General features: G+C 36.9%; 15 protein-coding genes. 3 read left to right on the plus strand and 12 right to left on the minus strand.

The window, feature by feature from the left end; genetic code table 11:
* The 9 genes from WH267_RS07300 to WH267_RS07340 all read right to left on the minus strand — a co-directional run bounded on the left by WH267_RS07300 (position 1) and on the right by WH267_RS07340 (position 13,985).
* Entirely contained in the window at positions 1 to 2,658 is a 2,658-nt protein-coding gene (locus tag WH267_RS07300; RefSeq protein ID WP_340006943.1) for a T9SS-dependent M36 family metallopeptidase, read from the minus strand.
* A 193-nt stretch (positions 2,659 to 2,851) separates the two neighbouring features.
* On the minus strand, positions 2,852 to 5,500 hold the full coding sequence (locus WH267_RS07305; protein ID WP_340006945.1) for a T9SS-dependent M36 family metallopeptidase: 2,649 nt from the start codon (positions 5,498 to 5,500) through the stop codon (positions 2,852 to 2,854).
* Positions 5,501 to 5,717: 217 nt separating this feature from the next.
* Positions 5,718 to 7,409, minus strand: coding sequence for a C45 family autoproteolytic acyltransferase/hydolase (locus WH267_RS07310; RefSeq protein ID WP_228438554.1), 1,692 nt, complete (start codon positions 7,407 to 7,409; stop codon positions 5,718 to 5,720).
* Positions 7,410 to 7,421: 12 nt separating this feature from the next.
* Complete coding sequence (locus tag WH267_RS07315; protein ID WP_115969954.1) at positions 7,422 to 8,939, minus strand: phytoene desaturase family protein; 1,518 nt, start codon at positions 8,937 to 8,939, stop codon at positions 7,422 to 7,424.
* A 177-nt stretch (positions 8,940 to 9,116) separates the two neighbouring features.
* A complete protein-coding gene (locus WH267_RS07320; protein WP_115969952.1) occupies positions 9,117 to 10,001 on the minus strand; it encodes an LpxL/LpxP family acyltransferase in 885 nt (294 codons plus the stop codon).
* Positions 10,002 to 10,103: 102 nt separating this feature from the next.
* Entirely contained in the window at positions 10,104 to 10,358 is a 255-nt protein-coding gene (locus tag WH267_RS07325) for an acyl carrier protein (protein WP_047377388.1), read from the minus strand.
* A 4-nt stretch (positions 10,359 to 10,362) separates the two neighbouring features.
* The gene (locus WH267_RS07330; protein WP_123321109.1) at positions 10,363 to 11,583 is read right to left on the minus strand and encodes a beta-ketoacyl-[acyl-carrier-protein] synthase family protein; all 1,221 of its coding nucleotides are present in this window, start codon (positions 11,581 to 11,583) and stop codon (positions 10,363 to 10,365) included.
* Between the two features lie 76 nt (positions 11,584 to 11,659).
* A complete protein-coding gene (fabG, locus tag WH267_RS07335) occupies positions 11,660 to 12,391 on the minus strand; it encodes a 3-oxoacyl-ACP reductase FabG (protein ID WP_340006949.1) in 732 nt (243 codons plus the stop codon).
* Positions 12,392 to 12,464: 73 nt separating this feature from the next.
* Complete coding sequence (locus tag WH267_RS07340) at positions 12,465 to 13,985, minus strand: HAL/PAL/TAL family ammonia-lyase (RefSeq protein ID WP_340006951.1); 1,521 nt, start codon at positions 13,983 to 13,985, stop codon at positions 12,465 to 12,467.
* A 98-nt stretch (positions 13,986 to 14,083) separates the two neighbouring features.
* Between WH267_RS07340 and WH267_RS07345 the strand changes: the two genes are divergently transcribed.
* Positions 14,084 to 15,334 carry an NAD(P)/FAD-dependent oxidoreductase gene (locus WH267_RS07345; protein ID WP_115969944.1) on the plus strand — a complete coding sequence of 417 codons (1,251 nt, stop codon included), beginning with the start codon at positions 14,084 to 14,086 and terminating at the stop codon, positions 15,332 to 15,334.
* A gap of 37 nt (positions 15,335 to 15,371) precedes the next feature.
* On the opposite strand, the gene WH267_RS07350 is transcribed toward WH267_RS07345, so the two are convergent.
* The 3 genes from WH267_RS07350 to WH267_RS07360 form a co-directional block, all read right to left on the minus strand.
* The gene (locus WH267_RS07350) at positions 15,372 to 15,980 is read right to left on the minus strand and encodes a hypothetical protein (RefSeq protein ID WP_340006954.1); all 609 of its coding nucleotides are present in this window, start codon (positions 15,978 to 15,980) and stop codon (positions 15,372 to 15,374) included.
* A 71-nt stretch (positions 15,981 to 16,051) separates the two neighbouring features.
* A complete protein-coding gene (locus tag WH267_RS07355; protein ID WP_340006957.1) occupies positions 16,052 to 17,344 on the minus strand; it encodes a phenylacetate--CoA ligase family protein in 1,293 nt (430 codons plus the stop codon).
* 85 nt (positions 17,345 to 17,429) lie between these two features.
* Positions 17,430 to 19,118 carry a M23 family metallopeptidase gene (locus tag WH267_RS07360; RefSeq protein WP_340006959.1) on the minus strand — a complete coding sequence of 563 codons (1,689 nt, stop codon included), beginning with the start codon at positions 19,116 to 19,118 and terminating at the stop codon, positions 17,430 to 17,432.
* 451 nt (positions 19,119 to 19,569) lie between these two features.
* On the opposite strand from WH267_RS07360, the gene ileS reads away from it, so the two are divergent.
* Together ileS and WH267_RS07370 are read left to right on the plus strand one after the other, a co-directional pair.
* A complete protein-coding gene (gene ileS, locus WH267_RS07365) occupies positions 19,570 to 22,965 on the plus strand; it encodes an isoleucine--tRNA ligase (protein ID WP_340006961.1) in 3,396 nt (1,131 codons plus the stop codon).
* Between the two features lie 58 nt (positions 22,966 to 23,023).
* On the plus strand, positions 23,024 to 23,404 hold the full coding sequence (locus tag WH267_RS07370; protein WP_045501318.1) for a TraR/DksA family transcriptional regulator: 381 nt from the start codon (positions 23,024 to 23,026) through the stop codon (positions 23,402 to 23,404).
* Positions 23,405 to 23,451: the final 47 nt, after the last annotated feature.

Genomic DNA, 23,451 nt, shown 5'->3' on the forward strand with positions numbered 1-23,451 from the left:
CTATTTGGAAACAATGATCTTTTGGCTATAGTCGATTGAAGAATTGTTCTTAATCTTTACAATATAGGTCCCGTTGATCAGATTACTTGCATTAACTGTCGTTTGCCTGTTAAGATTGATACTTTCCTGAGAAATTAACTTTCCGGTAAAATCATAGATGGATATGGTGGTAATTCCTGATAAGTTCATTCCTGAAGGTGTCTTAATCGTAAACTCATTTTTCACAGGGTTCGGATAGATAGAAATTCCTTTTGTATTTTCTGCAGCTTCACTTACGGCCAATGTAGCACATTCAGCCGGAACTGTAAAGTCTTCTACCTGGTCACTCATTCCTGGTAAAGGCTGATTTGACCCAAATGCCAAACCATTAAGCTGTCCTGCTGCTGCATTTACCCCTAATCCTCTTTTAGCGAATGTCTTCCAGATCATACACTTATTTTCTCCATTATTAGAAGCTTGATCAGCGGCAAGAATAGCATCTCTTCCCTGTGCAAATGTAGGATTACACGGCTGTAATTTAAGAGCATCCATTACCAGCTGTAAAATTTTTGCGCTCCCGCTGTTAGGATTATCCAAAACATTACTGCTATAACCGTATTTTTCTACATACTTCCAGTTAAGATCCCAAAGCATCGAAGCCCAGATAAAACCAATACTGTGAGCGTCAGGTATAGTAACTGCAATTCCTGATATAGATGCATTTACTTTCATTCCATTGGTTCTACCATAAGTAAAATTATTTACGCCAAAATCAGGTGAATATTTTGCTGGTCTAATTCCTGCTCCTGTTGCGGCTTCTCCTGAAGCAAAAGTTCCTATTCCTCTGGCAATAGAGGCATTATCTCCCGGTCTGGTAGTCAGCATTAAAGCAAAGAAATCAGACCAACCTTCTCCCATTTGCTCATTAGATGTGATGTAGGATAAACAAGAGCTTCCTGTTCCGGTAAGACGATTAGAAATCCCGTGCCCATATTCATGGCTTATAATACCATTATCTAAGCTGGCATCTCTATAAACAGCATCAGTTTTTAATGTAGCATTTGCAACAACACCATTGGTTAATTCACTTACAAGGAACTCTCCTTCTGATTTACCAACCATAATTGTAGGAATGGTAATCGTAGCATCTGCTCCTCCAAGTCCTACTGGAATATCACTATTCGGATGATACTGTATAACTCCTACAGCTCCGGCATTTTGAAGATTCTTGGTTTTAAGAGCAAAACCACATCCTGTAGGCCCTGCTGCATTTAATACCGCTATTTTCCCAGTAAGACTTCCGGCAGCAACAGCAGTACATGCATCAGCTGGTGTTGGAAGAGCCAGATCTCCTGTGACAGGAGTTCCTCCAATAAGTTGTGGACCAAAATTAGCAGTTCCCGCTTTTGGAGCTCTTGCTACATAATTTGACGGAGCATTATAATAAAGATATCTTGCATCGTTAGGTACAAAAAGGAACATTTGCATTCTTCCGCTTGTTCCATCAGCACCAGGGTTAAAATTAGCATTATTAAGACCACTTCCATCTCTTGATTCAGCAAGAACAGGGTCATTCTCTACGCCGCCTTTTCCAAAATTATTTTTTTGATAGTTCCTTGCAGATTCTGTAAATCCGAACTTATAAAACACATCATGCATTTTATTCGTTGTATAGAATAAATTGGTTACAGCTGCCGAAGTATAAGTTTGCTGCATTTGTGTCACATCCAAAGGAAAATCAAAAACTCTGTTTGCACCACCATCAGGAGAGAATTGTGCAACATTGGTATTAGCCTCATCGGTATATGCAAAGGCATTATTTCCTCTTGTTATGGTATAGCTTGTAGTACCGTCAGAATGCCAGCCTTCAGGTGAAGCTGTCAGATCCCAAGGATTGGTAAGCAGTGTTCTGCTTCCAAATGATGGGGCCTCTACAGGGAATGCAAAAACATTATAAGAAGCGTTATCCGGAGATAGAACAAAATTTGTATTCTTATGTAAGTCTGCCACTTCTAAATTATTGGGAAGAGCAGAAGGCTCAATATTCAGACCTGTTAACAATTCTCCAGAAGATCTTTCGTAACTTTCAGGGTGAAAATCACAGGAAAGTGTTGTATTTTCCTGATATAGAATAGAACCATCTTCGGTGCTTACAATAGTATTCCATACGTTGCTGGTCCCTTTTTCTTCAATATTAAACTGATAACCAAGAATGAAATCTCCTCCCTTTGCAAAATAAACGGTGTTCGTTTTTATCGGTTCCTCATGACCATCAATATTCTTAGATGTGGATAAACCGTTCAATCTTTTAACAGTTTGTGCAACCAATGCATCTTTTCTGCCACTTTCCTTCCCTTTAATGGTATTAGGATAGGTTTTAATAAATGTATCAGCAAAACTCAATACTTTTCCATCTCTGATCAAAACATTGGCAGAGCTACCAAATACCGGAATACCATCAATGGTTTGCTGTATTCCTACCACATCTCCCTTTAAACTTGTTGAAGGGTCTATGTTGATAATTTTAAAACCTTTTAACTCAGAATTAGATCTTTGAAAAGATCCTGCAGAGTTCACATAATCTCTAATGACTTGTTCATACTTTTGAGCAGAGACAATCCCCGCACTGAAAAGAGAACAAAATAACAATAGCTTAACACTAAGTCGAATTTTCTTCATAAGTTTTCTTTTAACAAATATTAATATCCAATTCAGTTAGTAGGGAAATAAACAGAAATGTTACATATTTTATTATAAAAATTAAAAAAAAGTGAATATTTATTCACAAAACACCATAAAAACAAAACGATTATTGAAAAAATAATGCTCTGGAAGCTATTCCAGAGCATTACACTTATTTATTTAAAAATTTCTATTTAGAAACAATGATCTTTTGGCTATAGTCGATTGAAGAATTATTTTTAATCTTCACAATATACACTCCGTTGATCAGATGATTAGCATTAACTGTTGTCTGCCTGTTAAGATTAATATTTTCCTGGGAAATAAGCTTCCCTGTCAAATCATAGATAGACACGGTGGTAATTCCTGATAAATTAATTCCTGAAGGAGTTTTTATCGTAAACTCATTTTTCACAGGGTTCGGATAGATAGAAATTCCTTTTGTATTTTCTGCGGCTTCACTTACTGCTAATGTAGCACATTCAGCTGGAACTGTAAAGTCTTCTACCTGGTCACTTAAATCCGGTGTTGCCTGATCATGTCCCAACCATCTTCCTTTCAACCCACCCGGAGCTGCATTGACCCCCAATCCTCTTTTTGCAAATGTTTTCCAGATCATACATTTATCTGCTCCTTCTGTCTTTGCCTGCTCGGCAGCTAAGATTGCATTTCTGCCTGTTACAAAAGTAGGAAGACATGGTTGCAATTTCAAAGCATCTACAACAAGCTGCAATACCCTTGCACTTCCACTGTTAGGATTATCCAAAACATTGCTGCTATACCCATATTTTTCAACATAATTCCAATGAAGATCCCAAAGCATAGTAGCCCATACAAACCCCACACTATGAGAATTAACCCGGGTAATCTGAGTTCCATCGGTTTCAGTATCGTTATATTTCATTCCGTTGGTTTTACCATATGTATAATCATTGATTGTGAAGTCCGGAGAATATCTCTTAGGTCTTATTCCAACAGCATCTGTAGGATCTCCTTCAGCAAAAGTTCCCATACCTCTTGGTACAGAAGCGTTATCACCAGGTCTGTTAGTTAACATTAAAGCAAAGAAATCTGACCATCCCTCGCCCATTTGTTCATTATCATTTGTATAATTTAAACACCCGACACTTGTCCCGGTAAGACGCGAAGAAATACCATGTCCATATTCGTGGGTAACAATACCGTTGTCTAAACTTCCGTCCTTATAGATATAATTGAGTTTATCATACTTCAATGTTGCGTTGACTGCTGTAGATGTAAGTTGATTGATAATGGTAGTCCCCTCAGCATTTTCTATGTTAACCGATGGAATCGTAATTGTAGCATCTGTTCCTCCCATTTGACCAGTAAGAATTGCAGAAGTTGGCGCATTATAAACAATCGCTCCTACAGCTCCTTTTAACTGAGCATTTTTAACTTTTAGGGCAAAACCACAATTATTAGCCCCACCTCGTTGTATCAAAGCTATTTTCCCAGTAAGATCTTCCGAAATGGCAGTACATCCATCAATAGGTGTAGTAACAGCAATATCAGCGGTAACTCCTGTTGATGTTAATGCCGGGCCAAATACGGCTGTTCTAGTAGTAGGAGTCCTTGATACAAATGCGGCAGGTGAATTATAAAAAAGGTTCTGCATATTTTTAGGTTCATACAAATACATTTGCATTCTTGGTGCAAAACCATCGTTAGGCGTTGCAAAATTAGCATTATTATATCCTTTGCCATCTCTCGCCTCAGCTAATACAGCATCATTTCCAGAACCTCCGTTTCCAAAGTTATTGGTTTGAAAATTTTTAGCAGATTCTGTAAATCCAAACTTATAAAATACATCATGAATCTTATTATTCAGATAAAATAAGTTAGTGACTGATGCAGATGTATAATTTTGTGGTGGCAATGTTATATCCAATGGAAAATCAAAAGCTCTGGCAGCTCCACCATCAGGGGAAAACTGGGGAATATTGGTAGCATTTTCATCTGTATAGGCATACACATTATTTCCTCTTGTGTTTGTATAGTGAGTGGTTCCATCAGAATGCCACCCTTCCGGTGAGGCTACCAAATCCCATGGATTCGTAATCAATGATCTGCTTCCAAAAGTGGGAGCTTCCACAGGTAAAGGAAATACATTATAGGAAGCATTATCCGGAGCTAAAACAAAGTTGGTACCCTGCGGCATTGTATGCTGTAATTGTGGAAATAGGTTTTGCGTTGAATGTTCTGCATGAGAATGCTCATAAGCTTCTGAATGGAAATTACAGGAAATGGTAAGGTTTTCCTTGTATAAGACAGAACCATCTTCAGCACTGATAATCACCATCAAGGTATTATTGGATTCTTTTTCTTCAATATAAAATTCATATCCAAGAATCAGAGTCCCATTTTTTGCAAAATAAACAGTAGTTGACTTAATAGTATCTTCTTTTCCATTTTTGTTTTTAGCAGCTGTATTTCCATTGAGCTTTTCAATAGCACCCGCAATCAGAGATTCCTTATTCGGTGTTTCTTTACCTTTAACCGAAGCTGGTGAAATTTTTATAAAGGTATCTGAAAAGCTTAATACTTTGTCTTCCCTTATCAGAACATTGGCAGAGCTACCGAATACAGGGATTCCATTGATCGTTTGCTGTATTCCTACAACATCTCCTTTTAAGCTTTCTGAATGATCGATATTGACAATTTTAAAAGATTTCAGGTCAGAGTTTATTCTTTGAAACTGTCCTTTTGAAGAACTCATATAGTCTTTTATAACCTGCTCCTGATTTTGAGCGAAAACCATCCCTGCACTGAAAAAGGAAGAAAGAAGCAGGAATTTAACAGAGAATTTAATTTTTATCATATTACACGTTTTTATTGCAACGAACTTATAAATTCACAACAAAAAACGCAACACAATGCTAATGTATTCAAAAAAACAATCAAATAATAGAGTCAGTAAACAAAGTATAGTTTAATTTTTTCGTTAAAACACATGACAAATTAGTTTTTTATACACTTTTACCACTAAACAAAAAATGATTAAATAAATAAAAATCAATCAATTGTTTAAACAATTTCTAATACTTTTTGAATTTTTTATCCGTTTTATTAAGATATTTTTCAACTGATTTCTGATCAGGAACGGTGGTTATTTCTTTGGTAAGAGTCTTTTCAAACTGAATTTTTGCTTTTAAATATTCTCTTTTGTGATAATAATATTTACCAACTAAGAAATATCCTTTCCAAAAATCAGGATTTAAAGATGTATAATGAGCAAAAAAACCGTCTGTAAGTTCTTCTTTTTGATGAATAGCATTACTGATCTTTAAACTTAAATGTCTGTATTCTTCATAATTCTTAAACTCCTGTGAGTCAGCAAAAGGATCTCTGCCAATATTCAGCTGTGATTTTGAAAAATCATTACGTTGTAAACCCTTTCCGGAAAATATTTCATTGAGATCATAGCATACAAATTCTCCCAGTTGATAAGGATTGGAAGATACCCAGGCCAGCTTCTTTTCGGGTGAGAAAATAACAGCATGATGAGCCAGGAGCTGGTTTAATGCCTTTTCGTTTCCATTGCCGATGCTTTTATCCTTTATCCCTGAACGGTTTCTTAAGATGGAAGCCATTTTCTCAGGATTTAATTTTTTCTCTTCCTGCAAAAGTTCCTGAAGCTTTTCATAGCGATAGGCGGAATGACTTTCTTCAATCTGTTTCTGATTTCTTACATCATCTTTATACACATCAGACTGAAAATGATTTGTACAAAATACTTTACTTGTATTCTGAATCCTGTACACTCCGAAATTTTTCGGTGAAACTTCAATGATTACTGCATTTTTGTCATGAGCACTTCCCACTAAGATTGATTCTGAGACAAAAACATTCCTTTTCCTGGCAATAGCGATGGCTTCTTCAATATTTTTAGCGTATTGTAATATTTCTCTTGTGACCAGCGAAATTGGTGTCTTTGCAGTCAAAGGAATTCTGGATTTTCCGGCATTGATCGTTACTGTAACTCCTTCTTTGTTCATCCCGGAAACTACTCCAATCATTCCCGGCCAGCTTACAGACATATAAGGAATTCCGTCTTCCGACTCTACGAACTCTACCAATTTATTTCTGGCAAAGTCATCTCCTACATAGAAATCAAAGTTTCTTCCAATCAGCATGTCACCATCTTCCGTATTTTCGTTCCAAACAGCCAAAGAAGTACAGCCAACCATCGCCAGATCCTGCATCGCATGTCCTATATCATGAGCTCCGTGCAGATAAAGATTTCTCAAATACTTTGGTGCTATAAAATCATACTTATCTGATGAATATTGTGACAATCCCAATAATTCTGCCTGATAATCTTCTCTTACATTGAGATACATTTTACGGTTATACCACTTTAAGAAAGCATTTAAAAGTTTCTGTTTAAACTTTGAGGGAACAAAGCCCTCTACTTTGGAAAAGAAAATACCTTCCTGTTTCTGCATCAGATCCTGGGTTAATGCACCATTATTATAGCCTAGCTGCAAAGGGTTTCCTTTAATATAAAGTTCCCAAAGCTGCTGTTTATTTTTGGTGAGGAAATTTTGATTATAGCTAAAGGTACTATCATTAATCCTATGAACCTTAGGAATTTCCAGAGCATATTGTTTTACATCAGGAATATGATTTACAGATTTTGATACTCCACATGAAATAAGGAGAAAAGAAAAAAGGAAGTAAATAAGGACCCTTTTATATGACAGATATTGGATATTAGCTTTTTTCACTGTTGGTTTTTATTAAGTCATTGAATCCAAGCGGCTGTCAATAGTTTCTTTCCCAAGAATTTCGGCACAGGTATTAAATGCGCCTATAGTTACCCCCAGAACTCCATGCATATTTACAGATTGACCTGTCAGAAACAGATTGTCAATTTTTGTACGGGGAGAGACCATTGTTTTAAGTGGATTATCAGAGTTTTTCATGTAACCGTACATATTTCCTTCAAAGCTTCCGATATAGTCGCGATATGATAAAGGTGAAGAGGTATATATCCGTTTAATGGCATGTCTCAGATTAGGAATCTTCTTTTCGAGGGCATTAAGCATTTTCTCAATCTTTACCAGCTTGAACTTTTCATACTGCTCTCCTCTTTCATGCTCATCTGTTACTGTATTTACTGTACTTTCCCATTGTTTAACCTCATCAAAATCCATATAAGAAATCGCAGTCAGACTTTCTGCAAACTCAGGATGATGCTTTGAAGGGGTGGATGACAGCATATAGGTTTCCGGCCAGCTTTCTTTATTATAGCGGTAGGCATTCCAGACCTGTTCTTCTGTTGAATAATGATAAATATTATAATTAAAATTCGGTAAACACTGAGGATGTAAAACAAGGTAAACGCTGAAGCAGGATGAAACCGGCTGCCAACTTAAAACCCTGTTCAGGAAAGATTTTTTCAGTCTTTCATCTCCAATTAATTTAATAGTAGAATGTATTTCAATATTTGATATAAACTGCTTGGCAGTATATTCTTTTCCCGTCTTTGTTTTTACAGATGTCAGTATATTATTTTCATTAAAAATAAACCCGGAAACTTCTGAATGCTTGTGAACTTCAGCGCCATATTGCCGAAGCTTCCTGATCAATAGCTTAGAGATCTGACTTCCTCCTTTCACACATTTATAAGCGCTTTGCATATAGGAATTTACCGTTAAAGCATGAATGTAAAACGGAATGTTTTCAGAATCCCCTGCATACAGAAAATTAGAACCTAATAAAACGGATTGAAGGGTCTTATTCTGTGTTACGGATTCTATAAACCTCTTGGTATTTAAATGCAGGATTTCTTCATTGTAATTTTCCTTTCCCACCACATGATATCTCGGAAACTGACTGCATACATACTGGATCTCTTCACAATAGTTTTCAAGATTTTCTTTTTCATCGGGAAAATAAGCGGATAATTGCTCTACAAAATTCTGATACCCCTGGGCATGTGGATATTCAACCGTACCATCTCCAAAGGAAATTCTATCATATCCATCTTCATCCATCTTCTGCAGCTCCAGTTCATCCATAATCTCCAGATAAGAGAAAAAACGGTTTAGATTCTGCCCTTCTGAAAGACCTCCCAAATAATGGACACCAGTATCAAAAATAAGTTTATCCCTTGAAAAAGTCTGCAGATTTCCGCCATACTGGTTATTTTTCTCCAGCACGCAAACTTTCAGGCCTTCTTTCGCCAAAATAAGAGCCGAAACAAGACCTCCCAATCCACTGCCGATAACAAGTATGTCATATTCTTTTTTCAAAGGAGAATGTGCTTTTTAAATTAGAGATTGGAAAATTAAGAAATTCAGATATTATTTTGTCATTTCTAAACAGGAAAGTCCTATTTGAACAATATCCTTTTAAAAATTCAGGTTCTTAATAGATTTTAATAGGTTCCGGTTTTTTTATTAGTTTTTGAAGGAATAAAAATAGAAAAATTAATCAATATCATCCCAAAAGTCAAAATAATTAAACCATTGGAGCGGATATTTTTTCACCATCGTTTCAAGATTCTGAACATAAGATTGCAGAAGTCCCTGAGAATCCCGGTTTTTAATATTCTTTGCTACTCTTGCATACAGATGGTAATGAAGATTGTTTTCCTTCATCACATAGACATATACCACAGGTACTCCCAATCGGGATGCAATAAGAAACGGGCCTGCCGGAAACTTGGCGCTTTTCCCCAGTAAATCGGCTTCCAGAAATTTTGAACCTTCAAAATAACGGTCACCTGTAAAGCAGATCAGCTCATTATTGGACAAAGCCTGATTGATCTCAAAGATATGCGACATATCTTCTTTTACATAAATAAACTTGATATTACTCTTTTTAACAGAAACACTTTCCAGGTATTCCTTGATCACGGTTACTTCCTGATCTGTTGTCACCAGATTGATCTGACAGTCAAAATCGATGTCTGCAAAGAAATGCTCTGCTACCTCAAAGTTGCCAATATGGGCACTGATCAGAACTCCTCCTTTTTTGGCTGCCAAAAGATCTCTCAGATTTTCAATCCCATCAAATTCATAGGTATACTTTTCTCTCAACCCTGCGGAAATAGCCGTTTTATCGATCAGAACCTGCCCAAAAGTGAAATAGCTTTTGAAAATTGAACGTTTAGCTTTCCAGTAACTGTAATTCAGCCTTTTCTGAAAATAGTTTAGAATGTATTGGTTGCTTTTTTTTTGGAATAGAACATAATAAGCAGCCACAAAGTATAGTACCCAATATGAACTTCTGATTCCGATATTTCTAATACACCAGACGAATATCCTGTAACCGAGAACCGTCCCTTTAGATTTACCTTTCCATTTGTTCATAACAATTTACCAATATAAGAGTGTACCAATGTAATAATATCTCTGAGTATCCTCTTCTATTATTACATTGGTACATTGTAAGGAATATAGATTACTTAATAACTATGCGTTTTTTTCAGCGATCTTATTTTCAATCGTTGTGTAGAAATCATCAAATGTCACCATTTTCTTGAAGTCTGCTTCTCCTAATTTCACTCCGAAATTGGATTCGATTACTACGACCATGTCAATATAGTCTAAACTGTCTAGCCCCAGTGTATTTTTAAGGTTGGCATCATTACTGATTTCATCTCCGTCAACTTCAAATTCGTTAACCAGAAAATCATTAACAATAGCAACAATTTTTTCCCTTTCCATGTTTTTAATCAAATTTTTTAACTATTAGTGCAGAATTGGTTCCCCCGAACCCAAAAGAATTCGACAAAAATACATCAATTTTTTGATTTTTTGTTTTAGAGACTAAATTTATCTTTTGTGCCTCACTATCAGGATTTTCAAGATTAATATTCGGTGCTACAAAATCATTCTGCATCATCAGAATTGAGTAAATAACTTCACTTGCGCCAGCCATCCAGCACTCGTGTCCGGTCATGGATTTGGTAGAACTCACCGGAACCTCACTTCCAAAGATCTCATGAATCGCTTTTGCTTCATTGGCATCTCCAATGGGAGTAGAAGTGGCGTGAGCATTGATATAATCGATATCTGAAGCTTTCAAACCTGACTGTTTCAAAGCTCGGTCCATTGCCAAAGCCGGTCCATCCACATTCGGGGTTGAAATATGGCCTCCGTTGGATGAGAAGCCATAACCTATGATTTCAGCAATAATAGGAACTCCTCTTCTTTGGGCAGATTCAAGGCTTTCAACGATTAAAGAAGCTGCGCCTCCACTTGGAATCAGTCCATCCCGTTCTGAGTCAAAAGGTCTTGATGCTTTGGTAGGTTCATCTTCTCTTGCAGAGAAAACACCCAATCCATCAAAACTCGCCATAGAATACTTATTGGTTTCCTGAGCCCCACCACAGATAATCATCTCCTGAAAACCGTTTTTGATCATCATATAAGCAAGCCCTAAGGAATGTGAGCCACTTGCACAGGCTGCACTAATTGTAAGATTAATACCTTTCAGCTTAAATATGGTAGAAAGGTTCATGGTAACCGTTGAATTCATTGATTTAAAGATCGCTCCCGACCCCATCAATGTAGTATCTTTCTTTTCTCTTGCAATATCGATAGATTCTACGACTGCCTGAGAAACACTGTCATTTCCGTATAGGATCCCAACTTCATGAGTATCTAAAAAGGTTTCATCAAGATTGGCCTGTTTCAGAGCATCAAGGGTAGCAAGATAAGCATATTCACTTTCTTCACCCATGCTTACACGCTGGCGTCTGTTCAAAAGATTCTTTAAATCAGGTTTTGGAACTGTTCCTGTAAGACCTGATCTGAAACCGAATTCTTTCCTGTCCTGATCTAAAACAATACCGGATTTTCCTTGATATAGGGATTCCCTGACCTCTTCTAAAGATGTCCCGATGCAGGAATAAATTCCCATTCCGGTAATTACAACCCTATTTTCCATTTATATATATTGAATTTAACAATGTAGCAGTCTAACTTTTATACAGGATTGGTACATTGATATGTTGTTAGATTATTTACGAGTAAATTCCGCCGTTAATATTAATCACCTCTCCAGTAATGTATGAAGATTTTTTAGAAGCTAAGAACGCTACAAGATCTGCTACTTCTTCTGCTTCTCCAAACCTGTTGGCAGGAATCATTGCCTTCAGTTCATCCTCATTGAATTCCTGGGTCATATCTGTTCTGATAAAACCAGGGGCTACTGCATTCACTGTAACATTTCTCTTGGCAACTTCCTGAGCAAGAGCTTTTGTTGCTCCTACCAATGCTCCCTTAGCAGCTGAATAATTGGTCTGACCGGCTGTTCCTTTTACTCCGGATACAGAAACCATATTAATGATTCTACCATATTTGTTACGAAGCAGCTTTTGAATAAAGAAATTAGTAACATTGAAGAAACCGTCTAAACTGGTATTGATTACACTGTTCCAGTCTTCTTTCTGCATCCACATAAATAGGCCATCTCTTGTAATTCCGGCGTTATTAACAATAACCTCAACCATAGCTTCAGGATTGTTTTCCTGCCATGCGGTTAATACTTCCTGTACTTCTTCGGCATTCCCTACATCAAATTTAAGTATTTCTCCTGTAGCGCCCAATTCTTCTACTTTCGCCAAAGTTTCCTTTGCTGCATCTTCATTGGAAGTGTAATTGATCAGTATATGATAGTTCTTCTCTTCAGCTAGTTTTATACAGATTGCCCTCCCGATTCCTCTGGAGCCTCCTGTTATAATTGCACATTTCATGCGTTAGTGTTTATTTTGTTTTAGTTTTTTTAAGTTACCTTGTTTTTTTAAGACAATTTATCTGAGCATATAATTACATTGTCTTTAAATATTTCTTTACTTCCTCCAGATACGGATACATTACCATATCATCTGAGAAGGCAGGAATTATTTTTCTGATCTCATCATACAGTTCTTTTGTAGATGATGAAATTTCATTCTGAAAACCAAGATATTCAATAGCCTGAATGATGGTAATGGCTTCAATCGCCAATACTTCAAAAGCATTTTCAATCACTTTTCTGCAGATTACCGCAGCGTTGGTTCCCATGCTTACAATATCCTGATTATCGTTATTATTCGGAATACTGTGAACATACATAGGGTTCGACAACATCTGGCTTTCCGCTGTAGTGGAAGTTGCTGTAAACTGTACACCCTGCATCCCGAAATTGAAACCTAATTTACCTAAATTCACAAAAGGAGGCAAAATTTCGTTGATCTTAGCATTTAAAAGATAGTTCAGCTGTCTTTCTGCAAGCATAGTAAGCTTTGTCACTACAATTTTCAGCTTGTCCATTTCCAGAGAGATATAGTCTCCGTGGAAATTTCCGCCATGGTAAACATGCTGATCTTCAACATTGATGATCGGGTTATCATTCGCAGAGTTGATTTCATTTTCAAGAACCTTCTCTGTATACTCCAATGTATCCAATACCGGACCTAAAATCTGAGGAACACATCTTAAAGAATAATATTCCTGAACTTTTTCTTTGAATACTTTTTCCTGTTCTTCAAAGTGGGTATATAAATGGTCTTCTCTTTTTCTGATCAGCTTACTGTCTGCAAGATGTGCACGCATCCTTTCTGCCACTTTCTGCTGACCATAGTGTCTTTTTGTTCCATTTAAGGTTTCTGAGAAATGATCGTCATAAGCCTGAACAATTTCGTTGATAGCACAGGAAAGCTTAATGGAAATATCTGTTAACTGATTCGCTTTATAAGCATTTACAATACCAATTCCTGACATTACAGAAGTACCGTTCATTAAGGCAAGCCCTTCACGGATCTCAACCTGTATAGGTTTTAGTCCTTCAGATTCAAAAACTTCTTTGGTAGATTTTCTTTCTCCTTTATAGAAAACTTCCCCTTCTCCAATCAGGACTAAAGCAAGGTGAGCCAACTGAACAAGGTCTCCGCTTGCTCCTACTCCTCCATGTTCAAAGATCAATGGGATAATATCTCTGTTGATCAGTTCCTGAAGAAGGTAAATAACGGACTCATGCACTCCGGAATTCCCTAGCGACAAGGTATTCATTCTTGCCAGCATGCAAGCTTTCACTTCCTGAGCAGGCAAAGGGTTTCCGATTCCGGAAGAGTGGCTTCTGATCAGGTTATACTGAAGCTGGTGTGTATCTTCATCACTGATTTTAAATTGCGCCATAGGCCCAAAACCAGTATTTACACCATATATTACTTTATTTTTTGAAAATTCCTTTAAAAACTGAAAACTTGTATTCACTCTTGATAAAAGTGATTCATCCAGTTCTATTTTTTCATTTTCAATGATAATTTTTTGAAAGTCTTTCAGTTCTAAAAAGTTATTTATTTTCATCAATTAAAAGTAATAGTTGATAATTTTGTAAAATATTAATTATTTGTCACTAATTTTGCGGCAAAGATAAAAGTTATTATTAAAATAAAAAATCAAAGATGAGCAAAGAATTTGTTGACGTTCTTGTAATCGGAGCCGGGCCTTCCGGATGCGTGTCTTCTTCCTACTTAAAGAAGAATAATGTCAGCGTAAAAGTTGTCGAAAAGACAAAATTCCCAAGACTGGTAGTCGGTGAAAGCTTAATCCCAAGGGTAATGGACCACTTTGATGAAGCCGGACTTTTCCCTGCACTGGATAAAATGGGCTTTGAAAAAAAACTGGGTGCCCGTTTCCTTCGTGGTGACGAAGTCTGCATCTTTGATTTCAGCAACAAATTCGGAGAAGGCTGGAACTGGACCTGGCAGGTTCCGAGAGCTGATTTTGATAATACCTTGGCTCAGGAAGTGATTAACAAAGGAGTAGATCTTGAATTTGAAACGGAAGTAATTGATATTAAATTCGACGGAACAGACTCTATCACAACAGTAAAAACGAAAGATGGAGAAACTAAAGAAATCCATGCAAAGTTCGTAATTGATTCAAGTGGCTATGGAAGAGTATTACCTCGTCTTTTAGATCTTGAAAAACCTTCAAAATTAGCTCCGCACTCTGCCATTTTTTCTCATGTAAATGATATTAACAGAGAGCCCGGAGAAGAAGGAACTTTGATTTCTTTTGACATTATTGAAACTGAAGTATGGCTTTGGGTAATTCCTTTTTCCAACGGAAATACAAGCTTAGGAATTGTAGGCCCTACTGAATATATTGAAAAACTATCTGAAAACGGAGATACTGCTGAAGCTCTAAGAAAAGCAATTTCCCTTTCTGATTATTACGTAAAACGTTTTGGTGATGTGGAGTTTCTTTTCGAGCCAAGACATCTGAAAGACTATTCATGTTCTGTAAAGAAACTATTCGGGGACGGATTTGCCTTAACCGGTAATGCTTCTGAATTCCTGGACCCTGTATTTTCATCAGGAATGGCTTTCGCTACAGAATCAGGAATGCTTGCTGCCAAACTGGCATTAAGACAGCTGAATGGCGAAAAAATTGACTGGCAAACAGAATACACAGATTATATCTTATATGGTGTAGACGTTTTCACCACTTATGTAAAGGAATGGTACACCGGAAACCTTCAGGAATTATTCTTCCACCAACCGGAAAACCCGGATGTAAAGAAAAAGATATGTGCTGTATTGGCTGGATATGTCTGGAATAAAGACAATCCTTTTGTGAGAAAGCATGATACTGTAATTAAGAATCTGGCCAACCTCATCAAGCTGGAAAAAGAACAAACTCAAGAATAAAAAAACGGTCTGAAAATTCAGACCGTTTTTTGTTATTTTATTTTAAATTTCTTTTGATTTGTCTTGATAAAACCTTCCCTATAGATTCATATGCTGCAGCAAGCCTTCCATATTCCATGATAGTTACATCCATACCGGAAAACCTGTCGTATTTGTTAAGTTCCACTGTAGCCAAAACCACTGAAGGATTGTTTGTTTCTACCAATTGTATATTTCCGCTCATTTCCGTAGGCATTGCAATCAATCCGGCATGCCAACCCGGGAATACCCATTTCGTATTCAGGATTAATGTATACTTTGCGGAGCTATCTTTTTTGAATATTTCCTTTTTACCGGATGCATTCAGCCCTTTCAGAAGACGCTCTACATAATTTTCTTTTTTATACTTTTCCCATTCTCCAATCCACTCATTCCAGGCAGATTCTCCCCTTTTAGGATTATCCATTACCTGCTTCTTTCTGTTTTCAAGATATTGAGCTTCCGTAATATTTTCCTTCATGAATAACACATCCTCAAACTTGACCTCCACATTCACATCCGCCTGATCCCTCAATACTTCGAAATCTCCCGAAACAAGTTTCATCTTTTCCTGTCCGAAAACTGTTGTCATCATCACCATGAAGACCAACAATAATAATTTTCTCATAATTTATTAGTTTTTTTTAGGTGCACAAAGATATTATAAAAAGGGATTTTTATTCATTTTTGCTTATAACTTTATCTTAAATCGATAAAGGTAATTGGCTTTCTGCTGTTTGGATTAAAAACAGATTTAGACAGAATCTCAAAATCGATGATTTCAATTTTCGGACTTACTCTTAGTTTTGCACGGAAATGGTCTCTTACTTCATTCACGAAGCTTTCATGTTCCTGATCTGTACTTAATTTGATGATGATCTCATCCAGTCCGATTTCGTTGGCCTGAATCACGATCTGATAACAGAGAATATTATTAAAATCGTTCAGAATATCATTCATTGCTGGCGGATACAATGTTGTCCCTTTATATTTGATCATCTGCTGCTTTCTTCCGATCACCGGTCCAAGCCGCATCGTATTTCTTCCACATTGACAAGCCTCGTAATGTGCTTTTACAATATCTCCGGTTTTAAACCTCAGCAAAGGAATGGCTTCTACTCCTAACGTAGTAATGGTAAGTTCTCCACTTTCACCTTCTTTTACTATATTTCCTTCATCATCCAGAATTTCGGTAATGATCAGCTCAGGGTGATGATGCCCTCCGATCTGGAACTCGCATTCTGTAAAAGCGGTGCTCATTTCTGTAGAGGCATAAGTAGAAAAAAGTTTGATATCCCATTTCTCTTTGATCTTCTGGGAAAGAATATTATCTGTAAAATCCTGATTTTTGATACTCTCCCCGATACATACCGCTCCATAAACACTTGAATTTTTATAATCCAGGCCATGTTTTTCAGCATAATCAATCATCTTCAGTAAAAATGACGGAACTGTAATGAGGTATTTGGGTTTGTATCTGAAAATGGAATCCCACTGCAATTCAGGAATTCCAGGACCCATTCTGACAACACTTGCACCCATTTTTCTTAATCCTAAAAAATAAGCAAGCCCTGCCATGAAGCGTTTATCAATGGTAGTAATCATCTGCACTACATCTCCTTTCTGAATTCCGGCACAGGCAAAAGATATCGCTTCATTATAGGCAAGTCTTTCAAGATCTCCATCAGACAAGCCAAAGGTTACCGGATCTCCCAATGTTCCGGAAGTTGTGCTGTAGTCTACAATCTTATCGGGTGGAATACAGAAAAAATCATGATTATGCTGCTGCAGATCATTCTTGGTTGTGACAGGAATTTTTTGCAGATCTTCCAATGTACGGAGCTCTCCAACATTAATCTTTTTTTCCTTAAACATCCTCTGATAAAAAGGTGAATTTCCTTCAAGATAAGCCAGAAGCTGTTGAAGTTTTTCTTCCTGAAATGCCTTTATTTCCTGTGTGCTCGATTTTTCGATGAACGGGTGAAATTCCAATGATTTTAATTTTTAAAGGACAAATTTATTTAAAATTAAAGGATTGAAACAGTAAAAGCCCAAAAGATTATACCTTCCCAATCATTTATCTTTGAAATGTAAAGGTCTGTACATTGGTATTTCCCGCACTATTAATCGTAGTCACTTTTAAAGTATGCGAACCTGAACCTTTTGGACACTTTTCATCAAAAATATATACAAAATCATTTTTCGCACGGGCAAATCGCAGCCATTTTCCATCCAGTTCTGCGCGGAAAGAAACAATATCGCCAACTTTTGTACTGCCTTTTAAGCGTAAAGCACTACTGTTTACAACCGCTCCTTCTTTCCAACCTGAAGAAACTGATGGTAAACTGTTATCCAGTATAAGTTCTGCAGTCCCCAGTCTATTAAACTGTGCTTCTGCCTGATCGCCGTTCCATTTTGCTTTTACAGCATCCTTATCACTTCCATAATTAAACAAAACCACTACTTTATCTTTCTCGTCTTTGCTAAGTTTTCTGTTGGGTTTTACTTTCAAAGTATAACTATCTTGAACCGGAAGGTATGGATTCTGTAAAACAATGGTATTGGAAACGGCATTTCCATCACTGCTGTTTTTTTCGTACAGACTAAAGTTCACTGCATCATATACAGCATTTTTACTGAAGTTGATCTCTGCACTTTCAGTGGTTAAAGTTTTCCCTTCACTAGGCAAAATCACTTTTCCGGAAGGAGAAACTCCATTGCCTGTACTAGCTAACTGAACTCTTGTGGTTAACCTGCTGGTATTTCCTTTTACATCTTTTAAAACAATTTCAATATTGTGAACACCTTCATCCTGAAGATTGATCATTCCGGAAAGATTGGGAGTACTGTAATTCGCCAACTTCATTCCCGGCAATACAGACAGATGCTGAATTCCTACTTTATCTCTGATGAATTTGGTGTAATCTATACAACCATTCAGATAGCGGGTATCATCATAGCTCACTTTGTCAATGCTAAAACCATAGATCAGTTTTCCATCCATCAGTAATTCTGCTTTATAAATTCCAAGATTAAATCCCTGGTTGGCTTTATCTACTGCTTTAATTCCAAAGCTTATCATTGGAGAATTGACTCTTACAACATCTGTGGTATAGGTATTCCCTACTTTTCTGACAGCAATCCCATTGGCCCCTGGCTCATAGGTACTGAACCTACGGTCATACCAATACAATCCACTGATGATAGGTGCTACAGAATCCGGAATATTAAAACCAAATAATAAGGGATTAAGACATTCTTCTGTTTTGGTATCTCTTATCTCAAAATGGAGGTGTGGCCCAGCTGATCCTCCGGTATTACCGCTCAAAGCAATGAGCTGCCCCTTTGTAACCGGAAATTGTCCCGGCTGGAAAGTAATATCCTGTTCCCATTTTTCGTCTTTGTACTGCTGCTGCTTTACATATTCATCAAGTTTATCAAAATATTTATTCAAATGTGCATACACTGTTGTAAAGCCATTCGGATGGGTGATGTATACAGCATTTCCGAAACCATAACGCTCCACTTTTATTCTGCTTACATAGCCATCTGCAGCAGCCAATACAGATAAATTCTCCTGACTGTTTGTCCTCAGATCCAGTCCCATGTGAAAATGATTGGTTCTTACTGCCCCAAAATTAGCGGCCAACTGCATGGGAATATTCAGTGGGTTACGGAAATAGTTTTGAGGATAGTTATTTTGAGCCTGTGTGATGATGATATTGATAAAACAAATAACAACCATCAGTTTGGAGAAGGTTTTCATACAGCATTTGGGTTTAGTTTACTTAAATATACGAGATTTCAAGCAATGATCGTGCTATTTTGCTTCTCCCAGTTGAAAGATCTTTTTGTTTAACCACAGATGGCACGGATTTTCACAGATGATTGCTCTAACATCTGTTAAATCTGTCTGATCTTCGAGAGGTTATATTAAGTTTTGACTAAAGCCATTGGAATGTTTTTTCATTTTTAAAGCGGGCTAAAGCCCGCTTCTATTAAATTTTTCATTGAAAACACTCAGCAAAGTTGAAGATAACATTAGGTAAAATACTCGCTTATTTAAGGTTCATTATTCCCTTTTTAGCTGTTTCTCTATTTATATTTCTGAGATTGAAGTTTTTAATAGAAATTACCTACATAAAACATATATTATAAACCGACAAATTTTAGTAAATTTGCAGACTTAATTAATCAACGAATATTGAGATATTACAATGAGCCAATTTAAAGAATACAAAAACCTCAACCTTATTGACGTAGCAGAGAATGTAGCGGAATTTTGGAAACAAAATAAAACTTTCAATAAGAGTGTTGAGATTCGTCAGGGAAATCCTGAGTTTGTTTTTTATGAAGGTCCACCTTCAGCAAACGGTATGCCTGGAATTCACCACGTAATGGCAAGAGCATTGAAGGATATTTTCTGCCGTTACCAGACTCAAAATGGAAAACAGGTTTTCCGTAAAGCAGGCTGGGATACGCATGGTCTTCCTGTGGAGCTGGGTGTAGAAAAAGAATTAGGAATTACAAAAGAAGATATTGGCAAAAAAATCTCTATTGAAGATTATAATAAAGCTTGTCGTGAAGCGGTAATGCGTTATACTGATGTATGGAATAACCTTACTGAGAAAATCGGATATTGGGTAGACCTTGATGATCCGTATATTACGTACAAGTCAAAATATATGGAAACGGTTTGGTGGCTGTTGAAGCAGTTATATGACAAAAGCTTGTTGTATAAAGGATATACGATCCAGCCTTACTCTCCAAAAGCAGGAACAGGACTTTCTTCTCACGAACTGAACCAGCCTGGAACGTATCGTGATGTGTCAGATACAACGGTTGTCGCTCAGTTTAAAGTAAAGAAAGATTCATCTGCTTTATTCAACGATGTTGACGGAGATGTACATATCCTTGCATGGACGACAACTCCCTGGACGTTGCCTTCCAACACTGCACTGACAGTAGGTAGAGATATTGAATATATTGTAGTTAAAACATTCAACCAATATACATTTGAACCGGTAACAGTTGTATTATCCAGCGTTCTTTTACCTAAAGTATTCGGTAAGAAATATGCTGAAGGTACAGATGAGGATTTTGCCAACTATACTCCGGAAACCAAAGTAATTCCATTCAGAATTTTAAAAGAATTTACTGGAGAAAAACTTGTTGATACAAGATATGAGCAATTAGTTCCTTGGTTTACGCCAAACGATAATCCTGAAAATGCATTCAGAGTGATCTTAGGTGATTTTGTAACGACTGAGGATGGTACAGGTATCGTACATACAGCGCCTACTTTTGGTGCCGATGATGCGAGAGTGTCTAAAATGGCTCAACCTGAGATCCCTCCAATGTTGGTAAAGGATGACAACGATAACCTTGTTCCATTGGTAGATTTACAGGGTAAATTTATCCAGGGAGAAAATGTTCCTGAAGTATTCTCAGGAAAGTATATTAAAAACGAATATTATGACGAAGGAACTGCGCCTGAGAAATCTTGGGATGTAGAGCTTGCGATCTTGTTGAAAACAGAGAACAAAGCCTTCAAAGTAGAGAAATATGTCCACTCTTATCCACACTGCTGGAGAACTGACAAACCGGTATTGTATTATCCTTTGGATTCATGGTTTGTAAAGATGACTGCTGTAAAAGACAGATTGGTTAATCTGAACAAAGAAATCAACTGGAAACCTAAAGCTACCGGAGAAGGACGTTTTGCCAACTGGTTGGAAAATGTAAACGACTGGAACTTATCCCGCTCAAGATACTGGGGTATTCCGTTGCCAATCTGGAGAACAGATGATCTGAAAGAAGAAAAGATCATCGGTTCTGTAGAAGAGCTTTACAATGAGATTGAAAAATCAATTACTGCTGGATTCATGACTGAAAACCCATTCAAAGGTTTTGTGATTGGAAATATGTCTGAATCTAACTATGAACTGGTTGATCTTCATAAAAATGTGGTAGACAAAGTGGTATTGGTTTCTGATTCCGGAAAAGCAATGAAGCGTGAAAGTGATTTGATCGATGTTTGGTTCGATTCAGGTTCTATGCCATATGCACAATTACATTATCCTTTTGAGAATAAGGAAATGATTGACAGTAACAAAGCATTCCCTGCTGATTTCATTGCGGAAGGTGTTGACCAGACTCGTGGTTGGTTCTATACTCTTCACGCGATCGGAACTGCTGTTTTTGACTCTGTTGCTTATAAAAATGTAATGAGTAACGGTCTTGTTTTGGATAAAAACGGACAGAAGATGTCTAAACGTTTAGGAAATGCAGTAGATCCATTTGAAACTCTTTCCGTATACGGACCGGATGCTACACGTTGGTACATGATCTCCAATGCCAATCCTTGGGAAAACCTGAAGTTTGATATTGAAGGAATTGATGAGGTAAGAAGAAAATTCTTCGGAACTCTTTACAATACGTACTCATTCTTCTCTTTATATGCGAATGTTGATGGATTCAATTATTCAGAAAAAGAAGTTGAAAACCGTCCTGAAATCGACAGATGGATTCTTTCTGAACTGAACTTATTAATCAAGGATGTAAAAGCATTCTATGAAGATTACGAACCTACAAGAGTAGCAAGAGCAATCAGTACATTTGTGAATGATAACCTGAGCAACTGGTATGTAAGATTGTGCAGAAGACGTTTCTGGAAAGGAGATTATTCTGATGATAAGATCTCTGCTTACCAAACTTTGTATACTTGTCTTGAAGTAGTAGCAAAATTATCTGCTCCTATTGCTCCGTTCTTTATGGATCAGCTATATCAGGATCTGAATAAAGTAACAGGTAAAGAAAACTGTGAATCTGTACACTTAACAGATTTCCCGGTTGCTGATGAAAGCTTAATCGATCAGGATCTGGTTGAAAAAACTCACCTGGCTCAGAACATTACGAGTATGGTTTTCTCTTTAAGAAAGAAAGAAAACGTGAAAGTTCGTCAGCCGTTACAAAAAGTATTGGTTCCTGTATTGGATTCTAAGACAGAAGAGCAGATTCTTGCTGTTGCAGATCTGATCAAGCAGGAAGTCAATGTGAAAGAATTACAGTTAATTAATGCTGAAGAAGCCTCTCACTTAATTGTAAAACAAATAAAACCAAACTTCAAAGCGCTAGGTCCTAAATTAGGAAAAGACATGAAGGTAGTAGGTGCAGAGATTACGAATCTTACCACAGAACAGATTGCTGCTCTTGAAAAAGAAGGAAAACTGGATGTTCAGGGCTATGAGATCACGCTTGACGACGTGGAAATCTCTACTAAAGATATCCCGGGATGGACCGTAACTTCCGATGGTAAAACAACTGTGGCATTAGATTTGACGTTAACCGATGAATTAAAATCTGAAGGTATTGCAAGAGAATTCATTAACAGAATTCAAAACCTGCGAAAAGAGAAAGATTTCGAACTTACAGACAGAATTAATATCTCCATTGAAGAGAACTCACCATTCCTTGAAGATATTAAGAAAAATGAGGAATATATTTCTTCTGAGGTCTTGTCAAATAAAATAGAAATTGTATCTTCACTTTCAAATTTTAACGAAATCGAAATAGATGAAGTTAATTTTAAGATAAATGTCGAAAAAAATTAACATGTAGTTATAGTATTTCAAATTCCATTTCATAATTTTATTAAAAAAGAGAAAGAATATGTCAGACGAAAGAGTTAGATACAGCGATGCTGATTTACAGGAATTTAGAGCGATCATAAAAGAAAAAATAGAAAAGGCGGAGAAAGATCTTCAGCTAATCAGAGAAAGTTTCATCAATGACCAGAATAATGGAACTGATGATACTTCACCTACCTTTAAAGCATTTGAGGAAGGTGCAGAGACTTTGAGCAAAGAGCAGAACTCTATTCTTGCAGGAAGACAGGAAAAATTCGTCCGTGATCTTAAGAATGCTTTAATCAGAATCGAAAACAAGACTTACGGTGTTTGTAGAGTAACAGGGAAGCTTATTCCTAAGGAAAGACTTTTAGCCGTTCCTCATGCTACATTAAGCATTGAAGCGAAAAACATGCAGAAATAGCCGTAAGGTTTGTAAAATAATATTGGGTTTATATAGTATTTCCGGAT

Origin of the sequence: Chryseobacterium sp. MYb328, assembly GCF_037572595.1 — a bacterium.
Classification (GTDB): Bacteria; Bacteroidota; Bacteroidia; order Flavobacteriales; family Weeksellaceae; genus Chryseobacterium; species Chryseobacterium pennae.